Below are 24,660 nucleotides of genomic sequence, written 5' to 3' on the forward strand. Positions count from 1 at the left end.
TCCTTGCCTTAGAAACGGAGAGGGCCACGCTGCGGTGTCGCGGCGTGGCCCTTTTCTTTGGTGTTGGCTGCCAAGCCTGTATGGAATGTCGAACTGAGATGGCGAGAGATTTCGAAAAGCTGGTGATCGTGGGCGGAGGAACCGCAGGATGGCTGTCGGCCGCCTATCTCGCCGCTCGCCTTCCCGAGCTTCGGATTACATTGGTGGAGGCGCCGGATATTCCCACGATCGGGGTCGGCGAGGGAAGCTGGCCGACCCTGCGCGAAACTCTTCGGATAATCGGTATCCCCGAAAGCCGGTTCCTGCTCGAATGCGATGCAAGTTTCAAACAGGGCTCCCGTTTCGATGGCTGGCGAACGGGCGGGCAAGACGACAGCTATTTGCACCCCTTCACTCCTCCCCTTTCCGGCAGCATCTCCGACCTGCTTGCCCTTGGTGCTGAAGGTGAGTTGGGGAGCTTCGCCGATGTAGTTTCTCCGCAAGCCGCCATTTGCGCGCGTGATCTGGTCCCGCGCCAGCGAAGCATGCCTGATTATGCCGGCGCACTGAATTATGGCTACCATTTCGATGCCGGGAAATTCGCCAAACTTCTGTCGCGCCACGCGGTTCAACAGCTTGGCGTCACCCACATCAAAGACGAAGTAACGGGAATTCGTGCTGCCTCCGCCGAATGCATCGAAGCGGTGTCGCTTCGTGGAGGCGACCATCTCGACGGCGATTTCTTTCTGGATTGCACTGGGATGGCGGCGCGTCTGATCGGTGAGCATTGCGGTTCGGCCTGGATCGACCGGTGCGATGTCCTTTTCAATGACAGCGCACTGGCCGTTCAGGTAGACACCCTGCCCGCCAGCCCGGTGGCCTCGCAAACCGTCGGCACAGCGCATGAAGCTGGGTGGCTTTGGGATATTGCCCTGCCTACCCGGAGAGGGATTGGGTGCATTTACTCTTCCCGGTTCACCGATGAAGATGCAGCCAGGCGAACGCTCCTGGACTATGTCTCCGCCTGTGTACCCGAACAGGATGTCGAAGCGCTCCAGCCGCGCATGATCAGCTTCAGGACAGGTTATCGAGAGAGCTTCTGGCGGGGCAATTGCCTGGCCATCGGACTGTCTGCAGGCTTCATCGAACCCCTAGAAGCGTCCGCAATCGTTTTGGTGGAACTCTCGCTAAAAGCCCTCGCCGACAGCTTTCCTGCAACCCGCGAAACGCTGCCGGCTTATTCGGAGCGGTTCGACAGGCTCTTCCACTACAGGTGGGAGCGGATCGTCGATTTCCTCAAGCTGCACTATGTCCTCAGCGAGCGCGACGAGCCCTATTGGCAGGCGCAACGACATCTTGAAACCATTCCCGCCTCGCTCGCTCGTCAATTGCGGCTTTGGCGTGACCATCCGCCGACGCAATTGGACTTTCCGCATTCGGACGAGCTGTTTTCCGCTGCTAGCCAGCAATATGTGCTTTACGGAATGGGCTTCCCGGCACCGCGCAGCGGATCCAGCGGCGATCTCGGAATGGTACAGGGAGAAGTCGCAAGAGTACGGGAGAAGGCACGCGCCCTCACGGCGGCTTTGCCGACGAACCGCACTTATCTAGATGCTCTGAGAGCAACGCAACCCGCCGATCCGCGGGAGGGAGAATTCGCTTAAATGGCAAACCACCAGACTTTGACCCCCGAAGAACATCGGGACCTTCGCATCCTTACCGAACCTGGCGTCGAGCTTGGCGACGGAGTGATGGCGACGTTGATCATTCCCGAAGAATTCCGCCGTGTTCAAAGCGAATTCCCCATCGTATTTCGCCGCACTCAGGAGGGCGAGACCTTCGTGCCTCTGGCGCTGTTCGGATTTGAAAACGGAGAAAACCTCTTTCTGAGTGATGGCCGATGGCAGGCGCGCTACCGCCCGCTCTCGCTGGCGATCCAGCCATTCCTGATCGGCGCCCCGACAGACGAGGGCAGCGAAGGGCAGGTTCACATCAACATGGATCACCCTCGCATCTCCACCTCTGGCGAGGGCGTCCGCGTGTTCGACGAGGATGGTGGTACAACTCCCTACCTCGAACAGATCGCCGGGCAACTGGGGGAGCTTCATGTGGGCTATCAGGGGACGGCAGTCTTCATTGAGGCCTTGGAGCGCTACGAACTGCTCGAAGCCTTCACGCTCGAGGTACCGCTGTCTGACGGTTCGAAGCAATCGCTCGTCGGGTTCCACATCATCAAGGAAGACAGGCTCCAGCAGCTCGATAGTGATGCGCTGGGAGACCTTCACGGCCAGGGCTTTCTGCTACCCATATTCATGGCAGTGGCCTCGCTCTCGCACTTCTCCACCTTGGTCGAGCGCAAGGATACCGCATTGAGCAATGGCTGACGCGGGCACTTCTATCTTTTCCAAGCTCACCCATATCGCGGACCGCGAGGTGGCGGATTTCGGCGGTCTGGCGGAGCTGATCGAGGGGACGCGCGAGCCGTTCGTGGTGCGGGGGCTGGTGGCGGACTGGCCGCTGGTGCGCGCGGGGCTGGAGTCAGCTGCCAAGGCGCGCGAGCATCTGCTGGCCCATGCGCGGGCCATGCCCTTCACCGTGGCCATCGGCCCACCGGGGCACGGCGGGCGCATGTTCTATGCCGACGACATGCAGATGAACTTCCGCGAGGGGACCGGCAAGCTGGCCGACATCTTCGGCGGCTTCGAGCGATACGAGGGCGAGGACAATCCCCCCACCGCTTATGTCCCGTCGGTCGATATGAACAGATATTTCAACGGCTTGACCGAGGCCAACCCCAGCCCTGTCGCCCAGCACAAGCCGCGCGAGAGCATCTGGATCGGCACTCCCACCAGGATCGCCGCGCATAACGATTTTCCCGACAATCTCGCCTGCTGCGCGGTCGGGCGCCGCCGCTTCACCCTGTTCCCGCCCGAGCAGTTCGAGAACCTCTATCTCGGCCCGATCGACAATACCCCTGCCGGCCGCGCGGTGAGCATGGTCGACTTCCACCAGCCTGATTTCGCCGCCCACCCCCGCTTCGAAGCCGCGCTGGAAACCGCCCTCACCACCGAGCTGGAGCCCGGCGACGCGGTCTTCATCCCGTCCATGTGGTGGCACCATGTCGAAGGACTGGCGCCGTTCAACGTGCTGGTGAACTACTGGTGGCGCGAGACGCCGAAATGGCTCGGCCAGCCGCAGGACGCGCTCAACCACGCCATCCTCGCCATTCGCGACCTGCCTCCGGAAGACCGGGCGATCTGGAAGCAGATGTTCGACCATTACGTGTTCGAACACGGCCCGAACGTGACCGAACATATCCCCGAAGGCAAACGCGGCGTTCTGGATCCGCTGACCCCCGAGGCGGCGAACCGCATCCGATCCTTTCTGCTGAGGGCACTCAACCAATGAGAACCGCGACCACACCCCGCCGCATCGTCATCGCCGGTGGCGGCACATCGGGCTGGATGGCCGCCGCCGCCCTGGCCCGGACCATGGGCGACACGATCGAGCTGACGCTGGTGGAATCGGATGCGATCGGTACGGTAGGCGTGGGCGAAAGCACCATCCCGCCGCTGGTCAAATACAACCAGCTGACCGGCATCGACGAAGCCGAATTCATGCGCGAGACCAATGCGACCTTCAAGCTGGGCATCGAGTTCGAGAACTGGAAGAGCGACGGCGAGAGCTATTTCCATTCCTTCGGCGCGACGGGCAAGGATCACTGGTCGGCCGGCTTCCAGCATTTCTGGATGCACGGCCTCACGCAGGGGCACGAGCACAGCTATGGCGATTACTGCCTGGAGCTTGCCGCCGCGCATGCGGGCAAGTTCGCCATCCTGCCCGACAACCGCATCAACTATGCCTACCAGCTCGACGCGACGGCCTATGCCCGCTTCCTGCGCCGCAAGGCGGAAAGCTTCGGTGCCACGCGCCGCGAGGGCAAGATCGCGGCGGTCGAACTCGACAGCGAAAGCGGCGATATCGCGGCCCTGACGCTGGAAAGCGGGGATCGGATCGAAGGCGATCTGTTCCTCGATTGCACAGGCTTTCGCGCGCTGCTGATCGAAGGCGCGCTGCATGTCGGTTACGACGACTGGAGCCATTACCTGCCCAACGACCGCGCCATCGCTGTCCAGACCGAAAGCGTCCGCGATCCGGTGCCGTTCACCCGTGCCATCGCGCATGAGGCGGGCTGGCAATGGCGCATCCCGCTGCAGCACCGGCAGGGCAACGGCATCGTCTATTGCAGCCGCTACATGTCGGACGACGAGGCCGAGGCGCGGCTGCTTTCCACGGTCGAAGGCGCCACCTGCTCCACCCCCAACCGCCTGCGCTTCACCACCGGCGCGCGGCGAAAGCAGTGGTATCGCAACTGCGTTGCGGTGGGCCTGTCGAGCGGGTTCATGGAGCCGCTGGAATCGACCAGCATCCACCTGATCCAGCGCGCCATCCTGCGGTTGATCCGCATGCTGCCTTCGGCCGAGCGGGTGAGCCAGCGGGATATCGACGAGTTTAACGACCAGCAGCTGACCGACATGGACCAGATCCGGGATTTCCTAATCCTGCACTACAAGGTCACCCAGCGGCGGGATTCGCCCTTCTGGCGCCAATGTGCCGACATGGAGATCCCCGACAGCCTGACGCAGAAGATCGAGCTCTTCCGCGAAACAGGCCGCGTGTTCCGCAGGAACGAGGAATTGTTCGCGGAAAACAGCTGGGTCCAGGTGATGATGGGACAAGGGCTGATGCCCGAAACCTATCACCCCGTCGCCACCAAGATGAGCAGCGAAGAACTCGACCGCTTCCTCGGCACGCTGCGCAGTAATGTAAGCCGGACCGTGGCGGGCCTGCCCGAACACCATGCCTTCGTGAAACGCTATTGCGGTGCGAGACAGGCCGAGGCCGCGTAGGTGGGACGGATGAGTCGGTCACTTCGTCAGGATTGAAAGCCGGTCCATGCGCTAAGTCTGCGATGGCGATTTGCGGGAATAGGCCAGCCTGTCGGGATGGGCTGGCTCGGGGGCATTCAGGCACTGACGAGTTTTCTAGAAAATGGGACAGTTAAAGATACACCGACATGTCAGCTACGCGCCCCAATTCAGGACGTTCTTTTTCCTTCAGATGCCTGGAAGCGGACCGGCAGCTTTGCTCCGATAATGAACATCGCGAATGTCCGATTTTGGGTGGAAAGCGGACGTCGGCTAATCAACCACTTTGAACAAGACTTTCGCTCCATCCGGCAGGTCCTTCACCTGCGCGAATAGGTCTCCAGTGACAGAGAACCACTCTTTCCATGGTGCTACCCAAACGTTTTGCGGAGTATACTCGCCACCTAAAATGGGCGGGACGGTAAACGCATAACATTGGCCATGTCGGAGGGTGAGACCGCTCGAACGGCAGTCATCTGCCAGTTGGGTCATCAGCCAGCCCTGATCGTCGTTACTTACGCGATGCCAGAATGTATCCTCGCTGTCGGCTATGGGTTCCGCGCAGCATCCGGCCCTTTCGAGCAAATGGACGTAGCCATCTGCGCCAACGATAAAGGCGTCACCGAAAAGGTTAGTCCGAAGAATGCGAGGCTGGTCGGGCAGTATGGACGCCCATGCACCGAGGTCAGCTAGATCAGCCGCTCTCGGTAAGAAGTATCCGTTCACGTCCACGTTGACGGAATGAAGCAATTACCCGACGTCCGCAATCGGGTCGTTAGCAGACAAACCGCTTTTCGCGATCTTTGGTCGATAGCGGACGGCCCGCTAGCGGACCGACAAAATTCCCAGTCGACCCTCAGCGTCAGTTTTAAGGATCGGGGCTCGCGATGTGCGGGTACGCCAGATGGGAAAACGCATCGCTGCGGCCCTCTTTGATGAGTTAGACGACGATTAGCGCAGTGTCGCGCGAACGAGTTCAGACCTATCGAGAGACTAAAAACCTGAAACGTGGGGTTGGAGAAGTATCTGCTATTGCGATCGCCGCGGATATTTTTTCAGCGCTCTTTCGTGCGACGCCACATTTCGGCCAGAATGATCCCGGCACAACCACAGATTATCATGATCAAGGCCCGACGCAATTCGAAGGGCTCTCCTCTCGCGGTGTTAAGAAGCCACATAGCTAGCAACACCAATCCGCAAAGGAAGCCCATCTCGCGCAACATCTTCTTAGTCATCTTTGGCTCCTGCGTTGCGCTAACAATCGAAGTTTAATCTCACCCTGGTTGCCAAGTTCTCGTCGGGAACGGGTTGGTAGCAGAAAGTCTGCTTTCCGGCATGGCGATGAGGTGAGAACTGGTTTGCTAGTGTGGGAAATTACCAATTAAGTTTTCTTATTGGCCGGGGCGAGGGACGCGTAGACTATTGAGGCAGCCGTCCAACCGACCAAAAACGAAGTCTCGATTCTCGTTCCCTGTAAGCAATTGACCACGCTATAGAATCCTGCCCCCAGTCCCCAAAATAAAAGTGCGGAGAAAAATCGATTCTTCATTCGCCGATGATCTATCATAGATGTCGAACTTATACATTGGCGCTCAGTTGCGAAGGTCCGCAATTGGGACGTTTCCATTGCCGGCTTTCATTATGGTGGCACCCGCGAGCAGACTGACCGCTTCCAGCCCAAACCAGGTCATTCCACCACGGTACTGAGCCACACTTATCCGCGCCGAAAAGACAAACCGACTGGAAACTCGAGCGAAGCGGTTTCAATGTACTGGCGAAGACGGTTTTGCTGCGTTAGCGAGAGATACGATTAGGGGGATGTCTTAATGGGTCGGCGGCGCCAGTCGGTGACGATCAAGCATGTTGCTGCCGATGCGGGGGTTTCCCTGCAGACCGTCAGCCGCGTCATCAATAATGAGCCCAATGTGCGGCCCGCGATGAAAGAGCGCGTGCAGGCCAGCATCGACAAGCTTGGTTATGTGCCCAGTATCGCCGCGCAGCGCATGAGCGGTTCGCGCTCCTACATCATTCTGGCCATCAACGATCGCGACCGCACAATTGCGGACTGGCGTGCGCGCGAGGGGCGCGACTGGATCGACCAGATGCTGCTGGGCGGCATGCTGACCTGTGCCGAGCATGGGTACCGGATGATGATCGAGCTGGTCGATACGCATAACGACCACGTCGAACGCGAACTTAGCGCAGCCATCGCCGCGCTCCAGCCCGACGGCGTGATCCTCACCCCGCCACATTCGGAAAACGACCTGATCACCGGCCTGCTGGCCACGCGTGGCATTCCGTTCGCGCGGATCGGATCCACGCAAGCCGGGCCGGGCATCGCGGTCACCATGGGCGACAAGTTCAACGCCGGGCTGGCCACCGATCACCTGATCGAACTGGGGCACGAACGGATCGGCTTCATCGCCGGGCCTGAGGAATTCAGCCTGGCCAATCGCCGTATCGCCGGGTGGGAAGCGGCCATGGAACGCGCCGGCCTGTCCACCGAGGACCTGTGCCAGCGCGGGGATTTCGGCTTCGAAAGCGGCGCTGCCGCGGCGGAGAAACTGCTGTCTCTCGTACCCGCGCCCACGGCCATCATCGCCAGCAGCGACCAGATGACGCTGGCGGCGCTGGCCGTCGCCCGCAAACGCGGGCTTCGCGTGCCCGAGGACCTGTCGCTGGTCAGCTTCGACAATTCGCCCATCGTGCGCTTCACCCAGCCGGCCCTGACTGCCGTCGACCAGCCGATTGCAGCAACCATATCGCGGGTGGTCGAACTGCTGATCGAGGCACAGTCCGGGAAACTGCCCGATGGCCCGACCGCCGTACCCGGCGAAGTGATCGTCCGCAGCTCGACCGCGCGCGCGCCGAAGCATGACGCAGGCTGAGGGGCCGGACCACGGGCGGCAATCGCTGCGCTTCATGTGGCTGTACGCGCTGGCGGTGGCGGGGGGCGCGGTGTCTTATGTGCCGTTCCTCACCCTTTTGCTGCCGCTGCGCGCCACCGAAATGGCGGGCGAGGCGCGGATCGACCTGCTCGCCTATATCGCCTTTTCCGGCGCGATCGCGGCCAGCGCTGGCAATGTCCTGTTCGGCTGGCTGAGCGATCTCACCCGGGCCCGCAAGCCCTGGATCGCGGCCGGACTGGTGCTGTCCTGCACGCTGCTGGTGAGTGTCCGCGCCACCGGCACGCCGGTGCAATTGCTGGGCCTGATCGTGGTCTGGCAGCTTGCGCTCAACATGATGCTGGGGCCGCTCGGCGCATGGGCGGGCGATGCCGTGCCCGACCGGCAGAAGGGGTTTCTGGGCGGATTGCTGGCCTTCGCACCAGCGCTGGGGGCGGCATCGGGGGCCATCGTGACGCTTCCCGGCCTCGCCGGTGCCGATCACCGGCTGGTGCTGGTGGCGGGCCTCGTCGCGGCCATGGTTCTTCCCGTGCTGATCTTCGGCCGCCCGCGGGCGATGCCGCAGCTCGTGCTGGACGACAGCAATCCCGACGAACAGGCCCGCCACGCCAAGCGCAGCGCTGCTGCCCGGATGTGGCTGGCGCGGCTGCTGGTACAGATCGCGGAAGCGGCGCTGTTCGCCTATCTGCTCATCTGGTTCACCAGTATCGATCCCTCTTTTACCGACAGCGATACGGCGCGGGTCTTCTCGATTGTCCTGGCGCTGTCGGTGCCGCTGGCGATGCTGGCCGGGCGCTGGTCCGACCGGCGCGAACGCCCCATCCTGCCGCTGGTGCTGGGATCCGCCATCGGCGCAGTGGGCCTGCTGATCATGGCGCTGTCGGACAGCCTTGGCGGTGCCATCGCGGGCTATGTCGTCTTCGGCCTGTCGTCGAGCGTGTTCCTCGCGCTGCATACCAGCCAGACGCTGCGCGTGCTGCCCCGCCCTTCGCGCCGGGGCCGGGATCTCGGCATTTTCAACCTGACCAACACCGTGCCCAGCATGATCATGCCCTGGCTGACGCTGGCGCTGGTGCCAGTGTTCGGGTTCAGCGCGCTGTTCTTTGCGCTGGCGGCCCTCGTCGCCATCGGGACAGCGCTGCTGCTCACCCTCACCCCTGCGAAGTAGCCGCTTGATTTTGCGCACCGAGCGTGCCAATCCCCGCAATTGATAACGTTCTCAAAAAGGGAGCGCGGAGAGGGATGATCGATATGAAAGCGTTTTGGATGGCCACGGCCGCGGCAATCACACTTGCCGGGTGCACCAACGTTCCGGGCGATATGGAGACACCTGCCGCCAGTACCGCACGCGCCGCCGAAGATGCCCGCGTCGCCGACCTGCTCGCCCGCATGAGTGTGGAGCGCAAGGTCGCCCAGCTGATCCAGCCGCAGATCAACAGCTTCACCGCCGAAGACATGCGCCGCTACCGTTTCGGCAGCTATCTCAACGGCGGCAATGGCGGCCCTTACGGCGATGAATATGCCGAAGCCAGCGAATGGCTGAAGCTCGCCGACGAGATGTATCTCGCCTCGATCGCGCCGCAGGCCGATGGTCAGCCGACCGTCCCCACCATGTGGGGCACCGATGCCGTGCATGGCCATACCAATGTGATGAAGGCGACGATCTTCCCCCACAACATCGGCCTTGGCGCCACGCGCGATGCCGACCTCGTGCGCCGCATCGGCGAAGCGACCGCGACCGAGATCGAAGTGACCGGGATCGACTGGAATTTCTCGCCCACCATCGCCGTGGCACAGGACGACCGGTGGGGCCGCACCTATGAGAGCTATTCCGAGGATCCGAAAATCGTCGCCCCACTGGGCGCCGCGCTGGTCGAAGGGCTGCAGGGCCGCAAGGGCGATCCCAACCGCCTGGGCGCGGGGCATGTCATCGCTACCGCCAAGCACTTCTTCGGTGACGGCGGGACCGATCAGGGCGTCGACCAAGGCGAGGTCACAGGCGATATCGAGAAGCTGAAGAAGATCCACGCTGCCCCGTACCCCGCCGCGATCGGCGCCGGGGTGGAAGCGGTTATGGCCAGCTTCAACTCGATCAACGGCCGCAAGATGCACGGCAATGAGGCGCTGCTGACCGGCGTGCTGCGCAATGAACTGGGCTTCGATGGCCTCGTCGTCGGCGACTGGAACGGCCACGGCCAGGTCGCGGGCTGCACCAATACCGACTGTCCGCAATCGCTGCTCGCCGGGCTCGACATCTACATGGTGCCCGACGACTGGAAGGGCCTGCTCGAGACCACCGTTGCGCAGGTCAAGGACGGCACGATCCCAATGCCCCGCCTCGACGAAGCCGTGAGCCGGGTGCTGCGCGTGAAATACCGCGCCGGGCTGCTGGATGAATTCGTTCAGCCGTCAGGCCGCCCCAATGCGGGCCAGTACGATCTGCTCGGTTCACCCGAACACCGCGCCATCGCGCGCGAGGCGGTCGCAAAATCTCAGGTGCTGCTCAAGAACAACGGCGTACTGCCGCTGAAGTCCGGAGCGAACATCCTCGTTGCAGGCAGCGCGGCTGACGATATCGCGCAGGCCGCGGGCGGTTGGACGCTGACCTGGCAGGGTGGCGGCGATCTCGACAACAGCTATTTCCCGGGCGCGACCTCGATCTGGAAGGGGCTGGAAACCGCGGCAAAGGAAAGCGGCGGCAAGGCCACGTTGTCGGCCGATGGCACCTACTCGGCCAAACCCGATGTGGCCGTGGTCGTCTTCGGCGAGGAGCCCTATGCGGAGTTCGCGGGCGACCGCAAGCACCTCGGCTTCACCGACGAGGAAGGGCTGACCCTGCTCCGCAAGTTCAAGGCGGAAGGCGTGCCCACGGTCGCCGTGTTCCTCTCGGGCCGCCCGATGTGGGTAAACCGCGAAATGAACCTGGCCGATGCTTTCGTTGCATCCTGGCTCCCGGGTAGCGAAGGCGCAGGCGTGGCGGATGTCCTGACCGGCGCGATGCCCGCCACCGGAAAACTCGGCTTCAGCTGGCCCGCCACCTGCGATGCCGGTCCGCTCAACGGCCCCAAGGGTGCTCTGTTTGCCGTCGGATACGGCCGCGCGCTGACCGACACCTCACCCACTCCGCAGCTCGACGAAAACTGCGCCCCGCTGCTCGAAGGTCCGTCACGCGCCCTGTTCGAATCCGGCCGCCTGGCCGATGGCGTAGTCGCATTTGCGGTCAAACCGAATGTCGAAGGCGTGGGCGAATATCTCGCCCAGATGCGGGGCGATCTCACCGATTCCGGCGTTCTGGTTCGCGGTTACGACCGCAATGCACAGGAAGATGCGCGCGAGATCACCATGCGTGCCAACTCGCGTTTCGGCCTGTCGCAGACGCCCGATACCGGCGGCGCCTATCGCATCACCTACGAAGTGGTCACGCGGCCGACCGCTCCGATCAAGCTGCGTGTAGGCGAAGACGCGTTGGTCGACCTGACCCAGCCCTTCGCGGTGGCGCATGGCAAGGGCTGGCGCGAAATGCTGATCACCGATCAGTGCGCGCCCGGACTTGGCAACCGCATCCGGTTCGAAACCGAAGCCGAGGTCACTTTCCGCATCGCCAGCGTGGTGCGCGAAGATGTTGCCGAAGGAACGGCCTGCTCGTTCTGAGCGCGCGAAATCGTATTCGCTTTGTGCTGCCCGAAAAGGCTGGCACATAGCGTGACGCAAGATCAACGCCGGTTCGTGAAGTTCGTCGGCACTTGGGAGGAATACTGAATGGCACTCGCACCAGATGTCGCGTCGAGCACCGACCCGGCGCCCATCGACGCCGACGATACGGGAATTCACGCACCCGGCCTGAATTACTTCGTCTTCGGCCTGTTCTTCATCTTCGGCGGCATCACGTCGCTCAACGACGTGATCATTCCGAAGCTGAAAGAACTGTTCACGCTCAACTACACGCAGGCCATGCTGGTGCAGTTCTGCTTCTTTACGGCCTATCTCGTGATCGGCATTCCGGGTGCGAAACTGGTCAAGCGACTGGGATACATGCGCGGCGCGGTGGCAGGCCTCCTGACCATGATGGTCGGCTGCCTGCTGTTCATTCCGGCCAGCCAGACGGCGACCTACGGTATCTTCCTGTTCGCCCTGTTCGTTCTCGCGAGCGGCGTGGTGATCGTGCAGGTCGTCGCCAACCCGCTAATCTCCCTGCTCGGCCCGCAGCGGACCGCGCACAGCCGCCTGACCTTCGCGCAGGCGTTCAATTCGCTTGGCACGACCGTCTTTCCGATTGTCGGCTCGATCGTCATTCTCGGCAGCCTCGCCAATGTCAGCGCCGACCAGCTATCCGGTGCCGAACTGACCGCCTACCGGCAGGCTGAAAGCGAAGCGATCTGGCAGGGTTATCTCGGCGTCGCCTGCCTCATTGCCCTCGTTGCGCTCGCCGTATGGCTCTTCCGTAATCGCCTTCAAGGCGAAAAGCATGAAGCGTCTTCCGGCCTTGCGGGATTCGACCTGCTGAAGCGCAGCCGCTTCGGGTACGGCGCCCTGTGCATCTTTGTCTACGTCGGTGCCGAAGTTTCCATCGGTTCGATCATCATCAACTACCTTGCGCAGGACCGCGTGCTGGGCCAGCCGGAAAGCGTGATCGGGTGGATGATCGGGCTTTACTGGGGCGGAGCCATGGTTGGCCGCTTCATCGGTTCGTATTTCCTGCGCATCTTCTCGCCGGGCAAGATCCTTGCCTTCAACGCGACCGGTTCGATCCTCCTGATCATCATCAGCGCTCTCAGCAGCGGCGAACTCGCAGCGTACAGCTTGCTCGCCGTGGGCCTGATGAACTCGATCATGTTCCCCACCATCTTCTCGCTCGCCTGCGAAAAGCTTGGGCCGCGGGCGGCAGACGGTTCGGGCATCATCAACGTCGCCATCTTCGGCGGCGCAGTGGTCCCGTTGCTGTTCGGCGTACTGGCGGACACGAGCGGCAGCCTCGCCTTCGCATTGATCCTGCCGATCATCTGCTATGCGATCATCGCCGGCTTCGGCATCTTTGCGAGAAAACCTGCCGTCGCCTGACTGCAGAATTTCTAAACACCGTGGGGGTTCGCAAGGCGGCGCAGGTCTGCCATGCGAACCCCCACTGCTTTAGAAATCCGCGAGAACCCAATGACCGACGCCGAACTCGCTGCCCATCTCGCTCAGGTCGCTGGCCGGATCCTGCTGGAAGTCCGTGCGAGCGGCATGTTCGAGGGCAAGAGCCTCGGCAAAGCGGGCGACCAGACCGCCAATCAGTTCCTCTGCCACGCAGTTCGCGCCCAGCGCCCCGATGACGGCCTTCTTTCGGAAGAAAGCAAGGACACAGCCGAACGCCTCTCCAAAAAACGTGTGTGGATCGTCGACCCTGTAGACGGCACCCGTGAATTTGGCGAAGAACGCAGCGACTGGGCCGTGCATGTGGCACTGTGCGTCGATGGCAGGCCGGAGACGGGCGCGGTGGCCCTGCCCGGCCTGGGGGAAGTGCTCCGCAGCGATACGCCCGGTGCCCTACCCCCGGCCGCGAAAACCCCGCGCATGCTGGTGAGCCGCACGCGGCCCGCCAGCGAAGCCGTGGCTGTGGCTGATACGATCGGCGCAGAACTATTTCCAATGGGTTCGGCCGGAGCCAAGGCCATGGCCGTGGTCAGGGGCGAAGCGGAAATCTACCTGCACACCGGCGGGCAATACGAATGGGACAGCGCTGCCCCCGTCGCGGTCGCGCTGGCGCACGGACTCCATGCCAGCCGGATCGATGGCAGCCCGCTGATCTATAACCAGCAGGACACCTACATGCCGGACCTGCTCATTTGCCGCCCAGAGTGGAGCGAGCGCGTTCTCGCCGAAGTCGGCAAGCTCAGCGCCTAGCCATCCACCTGTGCCAGAAGCTGCCGCGCCCGGCTGAGGTGGGGGCGGTCCAGCATCTTGCCGTTATGGCCGATGGTCCCGGCCTGCGGATTGGCTTCGAACAACGCCACGATTTCACGGGCTTCGGCGATTTCGTCCTCGCCCGGGCTGAATGCTTCATTGATCACCGGCACCTGCGCCGGGTGGATCGCCAGCATCCCGCGATAGCCGTCGCGCCGAACCTTTTCCGCGCGGGCTTTCAGACCTTCCAGATTGCGAAAATCGCCGTCGATCGTCTCGATAGCGGGCACACTGGCTGCTGCCGCGCCAAGCAGGGTCAAGCTGCGGGCCAGTTCATAGGTGAAGGCATATTCGCCATTGTCCAGCCGATTGGACATCGCGCCGATTGAATCGGCCAGGTCTTCCGCCCCCCAGGTCATCGCGGCGAGGCGCGGCGCACCGGCGTAATCGCCCGTGGTGAACATTGCAGCGGCAGTCTCGGTGACCAGCGCAATGACCGGCGTCGAGCCAGGCGCAATTCCAAGCTCCATTTCCAGCGGGGTGAGAAGGCGGTCGAGTTCTTCCACATCATGGCGCCCTCTCGCCTTGGGCAGCATGATCCCGCCGGGACGGGCGTGCATGATGGCAGCCAGGTCATCCGCCGTGTGCGGTCCGTCGAGCGGGTTCACCCGGACCCATAGTCTGGCCCTTTCGCTGTCATCACGCGCGGCGAGAAATGCGGCGATCCCCTCGCGCGCGGCCGGTTTTGCCTCTTCCGCCACCGCGTCTTCAAGATCGAAGATGACGATATCGGCTTCGCCCTGCGCCGCCTTCGTCATTTTCTTCTCGCTGTCGCCGGGGGCGAACAGCCAGCTGCGATGCCGGGGCGGAAGGCTGGGAGAAGTCGTCACGGATGAATCTCGCTTGTGGTCTGTCGTTTGCCAGCCATGAGCCTGCACCGACCGTGCAAGTCAAGACGGGGGCGATCAGCTGTCAGGCTGCTGCTCGTCCGCTGCTTCGAATATGGCGGCCATGGCGGTGGTACGCGGTAGGCTCTGGAACGCCTGCTGATCCTCGGCCGGGACCGAAGGCCGGGCAAAGGTCCGCCAAATGCCGAACAGCCCGCCGAGTATCGCAAGCCCGCCCGTCACGGCGAAAAGCCCGCCAGGGCCCAGAGCGCCCATGCCGATCGAGCCCAACATGGGCCCGGCAACCGCGCCTGCCGAATAGGTGAGGACAAGGCCGCTGCTTGCTCCGATCCGCTCCTCCTCTGACAAATGGTCGTTCGAATGCGCCACGCAGAGCGGATAGAGGGCAAAGGCGAAGCCGCCGAAAAGGCTGCCCAGCCCGATCACCGCCACAGGGGCGAGCTCCATCAGGAAAATGGGCAGCGATACGGCGAAAGTCGCCAGGAAGCTCGCGATCACAATCAGACGCCGGTCGAACCGATCCGAAAGCAGTCCGAGCGGATATTGCAGAGCGACCCCGCCAGCAATGACGCATGAGGTGAACAGCGCCACCTGCGACAATCCCATTCCGATCCGCTGGATATAGACCGCGCCCAGCGCGTAGAATGCCCCCAGAATGGCTCCCGTTACGAGCGTGCCGACGATGCCGAGCGGAGAGACCTTGTAAAGGCGGCGCAAGGAAAAGGGCGCAACTGTCTCAATGACCGGCTGATCCATGCGCGTGAGGAGGACAGGAAGCAGCGCGATCGACAGCAGGATCGCGGAAAGCATGAAGGGCAGATCCGGAGCCTCGTCGCCGAGATTGAGCAGGAACTGGCCTGCCGCCTGTCCGCAATAGAGTGCGATCATGTAAGCCGCGAGTATGGCGCTGCGATTCTTGGGGCTTGCCTGCTGGTTGAGCCAACTTTCAAGGCACACGAAGACACCTGCCATGGCCAGCCCGTCGATAAATCGCAGAACTGTCCAGACAGCCGAAGATTCGAAAATGGCATAGGTCAGGCTGCTTGCCGAATAGATCGTCACGAAAGCGGCAAAGGCGCGGATGTGGCCGGTTCGTTCGATAACCTTCTGGACGCGGAGCGATCCTAGCATCAGTCCGCCGAAATAGCTGGTACCGACAAGGCCGATAACACCAGCCGAAGCGCCTGCCAGTTCCAGCCGGATCGCAATCAGCGTGGACAGAAATCCACTACCCGCCATGAGGACGAAGATCGCAGTCAGAAGCGCGCGTACGGGGTAGGCTGAGGAAAGCATCGAATCGCCCGTATTCCTGCGCGCTATCCGCTTCAAGCGAAGTCTGCTCTGCGAAGGTGACTCACGCAACCTTCCGCGAGGCTGCGGCCCATCCAAGGTTGCGGATGAATGCGCATTTGTTTGATGGAAAATACCCGCCGTTGCGCTGGCTTCATCGGCTGCGGTATAGGCCGGTCATCAAAGGGGATCGTCATTGAAGAAGCGCCACGCCCTCTCCACACGTCTCTGGCACTGGATCAACGCCCTGTGCCTTGTCGTGCTGTTCATGAGCGGCCTCAATATATCGAACGCCCACCCTCGCCTGTATTGGGGTGATCGGGGGTTCCTGCCGTCCGAAGCGTGGCTGTCGCTGCCGGACTTTCCCGGCTGGATCACCATCCCGAGCTATTACAGCCTGGCCGCGGCGCGTGACTGGCATGTGGTGTTCTCGCTGCTCTTCGCCTTCGGCCTCCTGGCCTTCATGGTGATTGCCCTGATCAACGGTCACATCAGGCGCGATCTGCTGCTACGCGCGGCGGAATGGCGGCCGCAGAGCATCTGGCGCGATGTGAAGGCGCATCTGCGGCTCGATTTCGAGCACGGCAGTGGCAAATACAACGTGCTGCAGAAGCTGACCTATGCGCTGGTGATCTTCATCCTGCTGCCAGCGATGATCTTCACCGGCATGGCAATGAGCCCGGGGATGGAAGCCGCATGGCCGTGGCTCACCGAGATGTTCGGCGGCCGGCAAAGCGCACGCTCGATCCATTTCCTGAGCGCTTTCGCTCTCGCAGCCTTTCTTATTCTCCACGTGGTGTTGGTCCTGCTTGCAGGTCCGATCACCCAGCTGCGCGGCATGCTGTTCGGCGGCCGCCTGGACACAAGCGGAGGCGCCGATGCGCAGGCGTAACTTTCTCGTCGTCCTGGGGGCAAGCGTCGTCGCGGGATGCGATGCCGTCGGAGACAGCAGCTGGTTCGGCAAAGTCGTGGACAGGGCGCAAAACTGGCACCGGGGACTGCACCGGGCGCTGGGCGGCGGCCGGATTGCCATGGCGCCCGAGTTCAGCCGCTCCGCAATCTCACCCTTCTTTCGCGGTAATGGTACGCAAAGTATCGACACCGGGACCTATCGCGCCGCCATGGAAGATGGCTTCGCCAATTGGACCGTCACGGTCTCGGGCCTGGTCGAGCACCCGCTTGAGCTCTCGATGGAAAACCTGCGCGGCCTGCCGCAGCGCACGCAGATCACCCGCCACGATTGCGTGGAAGGGTGGAGCGCCATCGGCGAATGGACGGGCCCGCAGCTGTCGACGATTCTCGATGCGGCTGGCGTGCGGCCTGAGGCGCGGTTCGCAGTCTTTCGCTGCGCCGACAATCTGAATGGAGGCGATTATTACGAAAGCTGCGATCTGGACGATGCCTTACATCCCCAGACAATTCTCGCTCACCAGCTTAATGGAGAGCCGCTGCCCGAACGCAACGGTGCACCGGTGCGGCTGCGGCTCGAACGCCAGTTAGGGTACAAGCACGCGAAATATCTGACGGGGATCGAACTGGTCGAAAGCCTCGATGGGATCGGCGAAGGCAAGGGCGGCTATTGGGAGGATCGTGCCGGCTACCAATGGTACGCCGGCATCTGATCGCATCAATGCTCGCAGTGGTACGCCAAGCCGAAGCCTAGCGCCCCCCTCCCAGTCCGCCGCCCAGCGCCACGAACAGCGTCGTGCCATTCTGGAGATAGGCCCGACGGGTGGTCAGCAATTGCTGCTGGGCTGAGAACAGATTGCGTTCCGCATCCAGCACTTCGAGGTAATCGGCTACGCCCTCACGGTACCTGAGACGCGCCAGCCGGGCGAGCCGCTCCTGCGCTGCAACGCCCTTCTCCAGCGCCGTCACCTGTTCCGCCAGCCAGCGCCTCCCGGCAAGCCCGTTGGAGACCTCGCGAAACGCGGTCTGGACCGTCTTGTCATAGATCGCGATCTGTTCGACCTCGCGGGCCTTGGCAAGATCGAGATTGGCTTCGCGCGCGCCCCAGTCGAAGATGGGAAGCGAGATCGAGGGGCCGAAAGACCAGGAAAATCCGTCCGAGCCGAACAGATCCCCCAGATCGCTGGATGCGAGACCTGCATTACCGGTGAGGGAAATCGTGGGGAAGAAAGCTGCCCGTGCCGCGCCGATATTCGCCCGCGCGGCGCGCAATTGCTCTTCGGCTGCCTGGATGTCGGGACGGACGAGCAGAAGATCTGACGGCGTTCCGGCATCAAGCGTCATGCCATTGTTCTGCGCCGTCATCGGCAGAGATTGCGGGAGGTTCGCCGGGATCGCACCGCCGACCAGAACGGCCAGCTGGTTCCGCAGTCGTGCTTCGGCGAGTCGTTCTGCGGCCAGCTGCTGCTCCGCAGTCGTCAGAAGCGTTTCCGCCTGTCTGAAAGGCAGGGCCGAAGTCACACCGGCATCGAGACGACGCTGAGCGATGCGCAATCCTTCCTGCCTGCTTTCCAGCGTCGCCTGCGCCAGACGGATCTGAGCTTCCGTTTCGAGCAGTTCGAAATAGGTCGATGCGGTATCGGCAATGAGCGACAGATAGAAGGCACGCTGATTGGCTTCGACCGCCAGATATTGCGCACGCGCTGCTTCGGAGAGATTGGCTACCCTGCCCCAGAAATCCAGTTCGAAAGCCGAGACGCCTACGCCGACGTTGAAACGATCGCTGGTTATCGATCCGTCGGCACCCGGCTGAACCGTGCCCACCGGAGTGCGGGACCGCGTGGCGGAGGCGTTTGCTACAGCGGTCGGCAAACGGCGGCTGTCCTCGATCCGGTACTGCGCACGGGCCTGTTCGATCCGCGCTGTCGCCGCAACGAGATCTCGATTGTTGGCGGCCGCAGTCTCGATCAACGCAACCAGCCGTTGATCGGCAAACCATTCCCCATAAGACAGAGTGCTCGCCACGACCGTTCCGTCGGGTCGGTAATCGGCATCATAGGTTGGAAGCGTGGCAAGCTCGGGACGCCCATGATCGGGCGCCATGTTGACGCATCCCGAGAGAACCAGGGCCGACAGGCTGACGGTTAACAGGCGTCTCATTCGGTTTCTCCTTCGAGGTGGCCGGTAGGCGTTGGCTTGCGGCCGCCCAGCCTGGTCCGCACCAGAAGATAAAGCAGCGGGATGATGAAGATGCCGATCGCCGTCGCGGCAATCATGCCTCCCATCACGCCCGTCCCCACCGCGATCCGGCTGGCAGCGCCTGCCCCCGAAGACAGGACCAGCGGCACCATGCCCAGGATGAAGGCAAGCGAAGTCATGATGATTGGCCTCAGCCGCAGCCGTGCCGCAGCCTTCACCGCCTCCATCGGGCTCTTGCCTTCGGCTTCTTCCTCGATCGCGAATTCGACGATCAGGATCGCATTCTTGGCAGCAAGACCGATGATCGTGATGAGACCCACGTTGAAGTAGATATCGGCCGACAATCCGCGCAGCATGGTGAATACCACGGCACCCAGGACACCCATCGGCACGATCAGCAAAACGGAAAGTGGAACCACCCAGCTTTCGTAAAGCGCTGCAAGCACAAGGAAGACGATGACAGTGGACAGGCCGAGCAGGAGGCCGATCTGGCCGCCGGCCTGCTTTTCTTCATAGCTGATGCCGGTCCATTCGAAGCCGATCCCTTCGGGAAGCTGGCTTGCAAGCTGTTCCATCTCGGCAATCGCGGCACCCGAGGATTGGCCCGGTGCAGCTGTGCCCGACAGCGTCATCGCAGGATAGCCGTTGTAACGTGCAACTGCGGGCGGACCGGCGGTCCATTCCGCCGTGGCGAACGCACTGAATGGCACCAGCGCACCTTGCGCGTTGGGAATGCGGAGGGAAAGAACATCCTCTGGCGTCATCCGGTGCGGTGCATCCGCCTGAACGAGGACCTGAAGAACGCGCCCCTGCCGGTTGAAGTCGTTCGCATAGGCAGACCCGAAATTGATCGACAGTGCATTGTTTACGTCAGTCATCGACAGGCCCATCGCCCGGGCGTTTACCCGGTCAACTTCGACATGGAGCTGGGGGGCAGGTGCCTCGTCTTCGGGGCGGATATTGGCCAGAGTCGGACTTTGCATCGCCATGCCAAGCAGCTGATCGCGAGCGGCAGAGAGCGCTTCGCGCCCCAGCCCAGCACGGTCCTGCAGCTTCATGGTGAAACCGCTGGCCTGTCCAAGCGACTGGATGGCCGGGGGCTGGATCGCGAAGGCAAGGGCATTGTCGAGCCCCATGAACGTGCCCATGGCGCGCCCGACGAGACCTTCTGCCGAGCTTCCATCGCCGCTTCGTTCACCCCAATCTTCGAGCGGGGTGAAAATGATGGCGTGATTTTGTCCTTGGCCGAAGAAGCTGAAGCCCCTGACCACAACGCGATCCTCGACTTCTTCCTGGGCCGCCCAGAATTCCTCGACCGGTGCCAGCGCCTCATCCAATCGTTCACGCGTCGAACCGGCCGGTGACTGGACGACGGAGATGACATAGCCCTGGTCTTCGGTGGGAAGGAACCCGCCTGGCAGGCGGAAGAAGAGCAGGCCGGTAAGGCCGGCAAGCAAAAGGAATACGGCAAAGCCGCGCATCGGCCGATTAAGGATCCGCTCGTTCGTCTTGCCATATCGATCGGTCATTCGCCCGAACCAACGATTGAAGCGTCCGAAGAAGCGGCCCATTGAACGGCGCCCCTTCTCGACCGTGCCGCGCCATCCGTCCGGCACAGGCCTGTAGGCTTCATCATCTGAAGGCGCTTCTTCGTCATGTCCCTGCACGTCTTCCTTCCGCAGGAATGTCGCGCAGAGGGCTGGCGTAAGCGACAGCGCAAGCACGGCGGAGAAGAAGATCGAAATGGCCAGTGTAACCGAGAACTGGCGGTAGATGCCGCCAGTCGAGCCCGGGAAGAACGCCATGGGGATGAAGACCGCGATCAGGACAAGCGTGATACCGATGATGGCACCGGTAATCTGATCCATGGCCTTGCGGGTGGCCTGTAGCGGGCCAAGGCCCTCTTCGCGCATGATCCGCTCCACATTCTCGATAACGACAATCGCGTCATCGACCAGGATACCGATCGCCAGAACCATTCCGAACAGCGAAAGCACATTGATCGAGAAGCCGAACAGCCACAGGCCGAGACATGCGCCGGCAAGTGCAATAGGCACCACCAGAGTGGGAATGAGAGTTGCGCGCCAGTTCTGGAGGAACAGGAACATCACAAGGAACACGAGGACCATCGCCTCGACCAGCGTTTTGACGACCTCTTCGACCGAAATTTCGACAAAGGGAGTAGTGTCGTAGGGAACGGACCAAGCGACATCCTGCGGCAGGCCCGCTCCGATTTCCTCCATCCGTTCCTTGACGCCTTCTGCCGTCGAGAGGGCGTTGGCGCCGGTAGCTAGCTGGATTGCCATTCCGGCCATGGGCTGGCCGTTCAGCGTGGTTGAGGTGGCATAGCTTTGCGCCCCGATTTCGACCCGGGCCACATCGCCAAGGCGAACACTGGCACCGCCTTCGTCGGTCCGCAGGATGATGCGGCGGAACTCGTCTTCGGTCGCGAAACGGTTTTCGGTCGTGATCGTCGCGGTGATTTCCTGCCCTTCCTGAAGCGGAAGTGCGCCGATCGAGCCACCTGCGGTCTGCGCATTCTGTTCACGAATGGCCGCCACGACCGCGCTTGGCGAAAGATTGTAGGATGCAAGCTTTTCCGGATCGAGCCAGATGCGCATGGCATATTCGGAGCCGAACAGCGTCACGTCACCTACACCGGCTACGCGGCGCAATTCGTCGACCACCTGGGTCGATGCGATGTTGCCGAGATCGGTAGTATCGAGATTACCCGATTTGGAAGTCAGTGCCACGATAAGCAGGAAGCCGGCATTGGCCTGGCGCACCGTAATACCTTGGCGGCGGACTTCCTCGGGCAGGCGCGCTTCGACGGTGCTCAGCCGGTTCTGGACTTCGGTTTGCGCGATATCGATGTCGGTCCCGGCTTCGAAGGTCAGCGTAATCGCTGCCGAACCGTTCGAGCGACTGGATGAGGACATGTAGAGGAAGCCCTCCACCCCATTCAGCTGCTGCTCGATCACCTGCGTCACGTTCTGTTCGAGCGTCTCGGCATCGGCCCCCGGATAGACGACATTGATTGCCAGCGAAGGCGGCGCGACTTCGGGATATTGTTCGATGGGCAGCGCGCGCAGAGCAATGAAGCCCGAAAGCAAGATGCCGAGCGAAATCACCCATGCGAAGATGGGGCGATCGATAAAAAAGCGCGCCATTTACTTGGCCTTTGCTGCGGGTTTGGCGGGCGCCTGCTGGCCGGTCCGCGTGTTCGCGACCTTTACCGGCATTCCCGGCTGCAGTTTCTGAAGGTTGGACACGATAACCTGGTCCCCAGGATTGAGCCCGCTTTCAACCACCCAGTCGTCGCCAATCAATTGGCCGAGCTTGACCGGGCGAGGCGCCGCCTTGCCTTCCTTGTCGACGACCATCACGGTTCCGCCGCCATCCGTGACGGTGATCGCGCGCTGCGGAATGGCAACGACGTCGCTGACCTTGCCGGCATAGATCCGGGCGTTGACGAACTCGCCAGACAGCAGAAGCCCGTCGGGATTGGGGAATTCGGCGCGCAGCTGCACGGTGCCGGTTGACTCGTCGACAGAGAAGTCGAGAAATTCGATCACGCCAGGCAAATCATATTCGGTGCCGTCCGCAAACAGCAGGCGAACCTCCACTGCATCGCCGGGGGATAGGTCGAGCTGTCCATCGGCTATGGCCCGCCGAATTTTGAGCACCTCCGTCGCCGACTGTGCGAAGGATACATAAATTGGCGAAATCTGTTCGATCCGCGTCATCAGCGTGCCTTCGGGCTGCGACACGAGCGCGCCTTCGGTGACCGCGGCACGGCCCGCACGACCCGAAATCGGGGCACGGACAGTGGTATAGCCGAGCTGAAGCGAGGCCGCTCGCAGCTGCGCCTGGATCTGGGCCACATTCGCATTGGCTTCGCGTGCAGCGGCCTGTGCAGCGTCAAACTCCTGCCCGCTGATGGCGTTTTCTTCCAGAAGCGGCCGGTAGCGCTTTACCACCGCATTGGCATTGGCGGCCGTCGCCCGAGCCCGCTCGAGGCTTGCCTGCGTCTGCGCATAGCTCGCCCGAAGTTCGGCAGGATCGATGCGAAAGAGCGCCTGCCCTTTGCCGACATCGGTACCTTCTTCATACATGCGGTCCTGAACGATGCCGGTTACGCGTGCCCTGACTTCGGCCACACGAACCGGTTCCACCCGGCCGGGGAGTTCAATGACATTATCCAGACTGGTCTTTCCGACGGTCACCGTGCGCACAGGAATAGCCTGATCCTGCGGCGGAGCTTCGGCTGAGGAACATGCCGCGACCAAGGCCCCGAGAACCAAAAACAGGAAAGTTCGAAAAAGCTGCATCATATATCCTTGCGGAAAATCCCACGGTTTCACCCGCCATTCATATGGATCGGCCTTTTGACAATTTTAGTACAACTGTAAATTGACATTTTTGCATCATTTGTAGAAAAGATTGTTATGGAAGAACGGGCATGCATGATCGCGGAGGCGGGCTACGAAGTGATTAGCCGCTATGGAATACGCCGCGCCACGATGAACGATATTGCGCAAGCTGCCGGCGTTTCACGTCAGACTGTTTACAATATCTTTCCTAACAGGGAAGAGTTGTTGCACGGTGTTATCCGCTATCATTTTTGGCATAAGTGGAACGAGATCAGCGAAGCGGTCGATCAAGTCGAAAATCGCGAAGAACGGATTGCGATTCTTCTTGATCGCCTTGTGGTGAGATCTTGGGAATCCATGCAGGCCATGCCTCATGCCGACGAGCTGGAACTCGAGATCGACACTACGATGCGCGAGCGGATTGCAGACATCCATCAGGAAGCCGCGACAAATCTTTGCGAGTTTTTCAGCCCGTATGAAAGACAGCTCAGTTCCCGGGGCATGACAGCGAAGGGGATCGGCGAGATGCTGCACCTGGCGTTCGTGGGTATGAAGCTAAGTTCCACCAGCCAGGCTCAATTGGAGACCGTGGTGGGCACAATGAAGGCCTGCCTCCTCGCCGTTACCGAATAGCGTCAGGCCCTCGGAAGCACCATTGTCAGCCTATAATGGCAACGAAACACGCAGTTCTGCGCCATCAAAGGTCAGCGTCCTGACAGGCTCTTCTGAGAATACCGGCGAAGCGCCATTTCCATTGTGGAGAACGATACCGATCTGCCGCTCAGAATGCATTCCGGGATAAGTCCCTGCCCGCGCGCCGATCGTCAGAATTCTGCTAACCTCGTCCCATGCCATTGGAATACGGGAGAACTCGCCTCTTTCATAACACATGTCGGTCCCTTCATCCTCGTAATCCCTTCATCCTCGTAAAGGGTGAAGCTGCCATCGGAGCCGCCGAAGACATGAACGGTCAACTCGCCCCCGGTGTCCTGCGCAGTCGACGGGATCGCCGGGCCACTGGGCACGATGGAACTGGCGCGTACGAATAAGGGCATCCGCTCCAGCGGCGCCTTCGCCACGATTGTCTGCCCGCCCTCCAGGCTCTGCCCGTTACTGGCATCCACCCACTGCGCTCGCAATGGGAGGTAGACCGCGCACCGCTGGCTGATTGCCATTTGTGGCCTTTAAGCCACCGTATAGTGTTGTGATTTTGGTGTAATGTTTGGTTGCGGGGGTTGGATTTGAACCAACGACCTTCAGGTTATGAGCCTGACGAGCTACCGGA

Annotated in this window: 21 protein-coding genes; 12 read left to right on the top strand and 9 right to left on the bottom strand. The window is 61.8% G+C overall.

Features of this window, described 5'->3' with window-relative positions:
* Positions 1–80 precede the first annotated feature (80 nt).
* From K3175_RS05250 to K3175_RS05265, 4 genes are read left to right on the top strand one after another with little or no spacing between them, the layout of a single operon-like run.
* Positions 81–1,643, top strand: a complete 1,563-nt coding sequence (locus K3175_RS05250) for a tryptophan halogenase family protein (protein WP_247710656.1) — start codon at positions 81–83, stop codon at positions 1,641–1,643.
* Positions 1,644–2,363, top strand: a complete 720-nt coding sequence (locus K3175_RS05255; protein WP_221542268.1) for a SapC family protein — start codon at positions 1,644–1,646, stop codon at positions 2,361–2,363. It abuts the gene before it with no gap.
* Positions 2,356–3,387, top strand: a complete 1,032-nt coding sequence (locus tag K3175_RS05260; protein ID WP_221542269.1) for a cupin-like domain-containing protein — start codon at positions 2,356–2,358, stop codon at positions 3,385–3,387. Before K3175_RS05255 ends, K3175_RS05260 begins: the two co-directional genes overlap by 8 nt.
* A complete protein-coding gene (locus K3175_RS05265) occupies positions 3,384–4,889 on the top strand; it encodes a tryptophan halogenase family protein (RefSeq protein WP_221542270.1) in 1,506 nt (501 codons plus the stop codon). Before K3175_RS05260 ends, K3175_RS05265 begins: the two co-directional genes overlap by 4 nt.
* Positions 4,890–5,180: 291 nt before the next feature.
* Here K3175_RS05265 and K3175_RS14375 read toward each other — a convergent pair whose 3' ends face one another.
* Entirely contained in the window at positions 5,181–5,639 is a 459-nt protein-coding gene (locus K3175_RS14375; protein ID WP_221542271.1) for a T6SS immunity protein Tdi1 domain-containing protein, read from the bottom strand.
* 323 nt (positions 5,640–5,962) lie between these two features.
* The gene (locus K3175_RS05275) at positions 5,963–6,142 is read right to left on the bottom strand and encodes a hypothetical protein (protein ID WP_221542272.1); all 180 of its coding nucleotides are present in this window, start codon (positions 6,140–6,142) and stop codon (positions 5,963–5,965) included.
* A gap of 591 nt (positions 6,143–6,733) precedes the next feature.
* Between K3175_RS05275 and K3175_RS05280 the strand changes: the two genes are divergently transcribed.
* From K3175_RS05280 to K3175_RS05300, 5 genes are all read left to right on the top strand, one after another.
* A complete protein-coding gene (locus tag K3175_RS05280) occupies positions 6,734–7,795 on the top strand; it encodes a LacI family DNA-binding transcriptional regulator (protein WP_221542273.1) in 1,062 nt (353 codons plus the stop codon).
* Entirely contained in the window at positions 7,782–8,981 is a 1,200-nt protein-coding gene (locus K3175_RS05285) for an MFS transporter (RefSeq protein ID WP_221542274.1), read from the top strand. The genes K3175_RS05280 and K3175_RS05285 overlap by 14 nt, the downstream gene beginning before the upstream one ends.
* A 74-nt stretch (positions 8,982–9,055) precedes the next feature.
* Complete coding sequence (locus K3175_RS05290) at positions 9,056–11,464, top strand: glycoside hydrolase family 3 protein (protein ID WP_247710657.1); 2,409 nt, start codon at positions 9,056–9,058, stop codon at positions 11,462–11,464.
* Between the two features lie 108 nt (positions 11,465–11,572).
* A complete protein-coding gene (locus tag K3175_RS05295; protein WP_221542275.1) occupies positions 11,573–12,871 on the top strand; it encodes a sugar MFS transporter in 1,299 nt (432 codons plus the stop codon).
* A 90-nt stretch (positions 12,872–12,961) separates the two neighbouring features.
* Entirely contained in the window at positions 12,962–13,696 is a 735-nt protein-coding gene (locus K3175_RS05300; protein WP_282098240.1) for a 3'(2'),5'-bisphosphate nucleotidase CysQ, read from the top strand.
* On the opposite strand, the gene K3175_RS05305 is transcribed toward K3175_RS05300, so the two are convergent.
* Positions 13,693–14,586, bottom strand: coding sequence for an HpcH/HpaI aldolase/citrate lyase family protein (locus tag K3175_RS05305; protein ID WP_221542277.1), 894 nt, complete (start codon positions 14,584–14,586; stop codon positions 13,693–13,695). The genes K3175_RS05300 and K3175_RS05305 overlap by 4 nt on opposite strands.
* A gap of 75 nt (positions 14,587–14,661) precedes the next feature.
* Positions 14,662–15,897, bottom strand: a complete 1,236-nt coding sequence (locus K3175_RS05310) for an MFS transporter (RefSeq protein WP_221542278.1) — start codon at positions 15,895–15,897, stop codon at positions 14,662–14,664.
* Positions 15,898–16,090: 193 nt separating this feature from the next.
* Here K3175_RS05310 and K3175_RS05315 point away from each other — a divergent pair, with 193 nt between their 5' ends.
* Positions 16,091–16,786 (top strand): cytochrome b/b6 domain-containing protein, encoded by a 696-nt coding sequence (locus K3175_RS05315; RefSeq protein WP_221542279.1) that lies wholly within the window; start codon positions 16,091–16,093, stop codon positions 16,784–16,786.
* Positions 16,773–17,516, top strand: coding sequence for a molybdopterin-binding protein (locus K3175_RS05320; protein ID WP_221542280.1), 744 nt, complete (start codon positions 16,773–16,775; stop codon positions 17,514–17,516). Before K3175_RS05315 ends, K3175_RS05320 begins: the two co-directional genes overlap by 14 nt.
* 37 nt (positions 17,517–17,553) lie before the next feature.
* On the opposite strand, the gene K3175_RS05325 is transcribed toward K3175_RS05320, so the two are convergent.
* The 3 genes from K3175_RS05325 to K3175_RS05335 are packed head-to-tail and all read right to left on the bottom strand — an operon-like array spanning position 17,554 to position 23,336.
* The gene (locus tag K3175_RS05325; protein WP_221542281.1) at positions 17,554–18,963 is read right to left on the bottom strand and encodes an efflux transporter outer membrane subunit; all 1,410 of its coding nucleotides are present in this window, start codon (positions 18,961–18,963) and stop codon (positions 17,554–17,556) included.
* The gene (locus K3175_RS05330; RefSeq protein ID WP_221542282.1) at positions 18,960–22,172 is read right to left on the bottom strand and encodes an efflux RND transporter permease subunit; all 3,213 of its coding nucleotides are present in this window, start codon (positions 22,170–22,172) and stop codon (positions 18,960–18,962) included. Before K3175_RS05330 ends, K3175_RS05325 begins: the two co-directional genes overlap by 4 nt.
* Positions 22,173–23,336, bottom strand: a complete 1,164-nt coding sequence (locus K3175_RS05335; protein ID WP_247710658.1) for an efflux RND transporter periplasmic adaptor subunit — start codon at positions 23,334–23,336, stop codon at positions 22,173–22,175.
* 114 nt (positions 23,337–23,450) lie between these two features.
* Between K3175_RS05335 and K3175_RS05340 the strand changes: the two genes are divergently transcribed.
* The gene (locus tag K3175_RS05340) at positions 23,451–24,008 is read left to right on the top strand and encodes a TetR/AcrR family transcriptional regulator (RefSeq protein ID WP_221542283.1); all 558 of its coding nucleotides are present in this window, start codon (positions 23,451–23,453) and stop codon (positions 24,006–24,008) included.
* 30 nt (positions 24,009–24,038) lie between these two features.
* Here K3175_RS05340 and K3175_RS14380 read toward each other — a convergent pair whose 3' ends face one another.
* A complete protein-coding gene (locus tag K3175_RS14380; RefSeq protein WP_425594826.1) occupies positions 24,039–24,266 on the bottom strand; it encodes a DUF5110 domain-containing protein in 228 nt (75 codons plus the stop codon).
* A complete protein-coding gene (locus K3175_RS05350; protein ID WP_221542284.1) occupies positions 24,200–24,550 on the bottom strand; it encodes a hypothetical protein in 351 nt (116 codons plus the stop codon). The genes K3175_RS14380 and K3175_RS05350 overlap by 67 nt, the downstream gene beginning before the upstream one ends.
* Positions 24,551–24,660: the final 110 nt, after the last annotated feature.

The organism is Qipengyuania aestuarii (assembly GCF_019711535.1).
Lineage (GTDB): Bacteria > Pseudomonadota > Alphaproteobacteria > Sphingomonadales > Sphingomonadaceae > Qipengyuania > Qipengyuania aestuarii.

What these genes read in the sequence shown, in the direction of transcription:
- K3175_RS05320 (WP_221542280.1), top strand. Translation starts at nt 16,773, where the DNA reads ATGCGCAGGCGTAACTTTCTCGTCGTCCTGGGGGCAAGCGTCGTCGCG.
- K3175_RS05325 (WP_221542281.1), bottom strand. Translation starts at nt 18,963, where the DNA reads ATGAGACGCCTGTTAACCGTCAGCCTGTCGGCCCTGGTTCTCTCGGGA.
- K3175_RS05350 (WP_221542284.1), bottom strand. Translation starts at nt 24,550, where the DNA reads ATGGCAATCAGCCAGCGGTGCGCGGTCTACCTCCCATTGCGAGCGCAG.
- K3175_RS05290 (WP_247710657.1), top strand. Translation starts at nt 9,056, where the DNA reads ATGATCGATATGAAAGCGTTTTGGATGGCCACGGCCGCGGCAATCACA.
- K3175_RS05340 (WP_221542283.1), top strand. Translation starts at nt 23,451, where the DNA reads ATGGAAGAACGGGCATGCATGATCGCGGAGGCGGGCTACGAAGTGATT.
- K3175_RS05285 (WP_221542274.1), top strand. Translation starts at nt 7,782, where the DNA reads ATGACGCAGGCTGAGGGGCCGGACCACGGGCGGCAATCGCTGCGCTTC.
- K3175_RS05300 (WP_282098240.1), top strand. Translation starts at nt 12,962, where the DNA reads ATGACCGACGCCGAACTCGCTGCCCATCTCGCTCAGGTCGCTGGCCGG.
- K3175_RS05275 (WP_221542272.1), bottom strand. Translation starts at nt 6,142, where the DNA reads ATGACTAAGAAGATGTTGCGCGAGATGGGCTTCCTTTGCGGATTGGTG.
- K3175_RS05250 (WP_247710656.1), top strand. Translation starts at nt 81, where the DNA reads ATGGAATGTCGAACTGAGATGGCGAGAGATTTCGAAAAGCTGGTGATC.
- K3175_RS05335 (WP_247710658.1), bottom strand. Translation starts at nt 23,336, where the DNA reads ATGATGCAGCTTTTTCGAACTTTCCTGTTTTTGGTTCTCGGGGCCTTG.
- K3175_RS05265 (WP_221542270.1), top strand. Translation starts at nt 3,384, where the DNA reads ATGAGAACCGCGACCACACCCCGCCGCATCGTCATCGCCGGTGGCGGC.
- K3175_RS05330 (WP_221542282.1), bottom strand. Translation starts at nt 22,172, where the DNA reads ATGGCGCGCTTTTTTATCGATCGCCCCATCTTCGCATGGGTGATTTCG.
- K3175_RS05310 (WP_221542278.1), bottom strand. Translation starts at nt 15,897, where the DNA reads ATGCTTTCCTCAGCCTACCCCGTACGCGCGCTTCTGACTGCGATCTTC.
- K3175_RS14380 (WP_425594826.1), bottom strand. Translation starts at nt 24,266, where the DNA reads ATGTGTTATGAAAGAGGCGAGTTCTCCCGTATTCCAATGGCATGGGAC.
- K3175_RS05260 (WP_221542269.1), top strand. Translation starts at nt 2,356, where the DNA reads ATGGCTGACGCGGGCACTTCTATCTTTTCCAAGCTCACCCATATCGCG.
- K3175_RS05295 (WP_221542275.1), top strand. Translation starts at nt 11,573, where the DNA reads ATGGCACTCGCACCAGATGTCGCGTCGAGCACCGACCCGGCGCCCATC.
- K3175_RS05280 (WP_221542273.1), top strand. Translation starts at nt 6,734, where the DNA reads ATGGGTCGGCGGCGCCAGTCGGTGACGATCAAGCATGTTGCTGCCGAT.
- K3175_RS05255 (WP_221542268.1), top strand. Translation starts at nt 1,644, where the DNA reads ATGGCAAACCACCAGACTTTGACCCCCGAAGAACATCGGGACCTTCGC.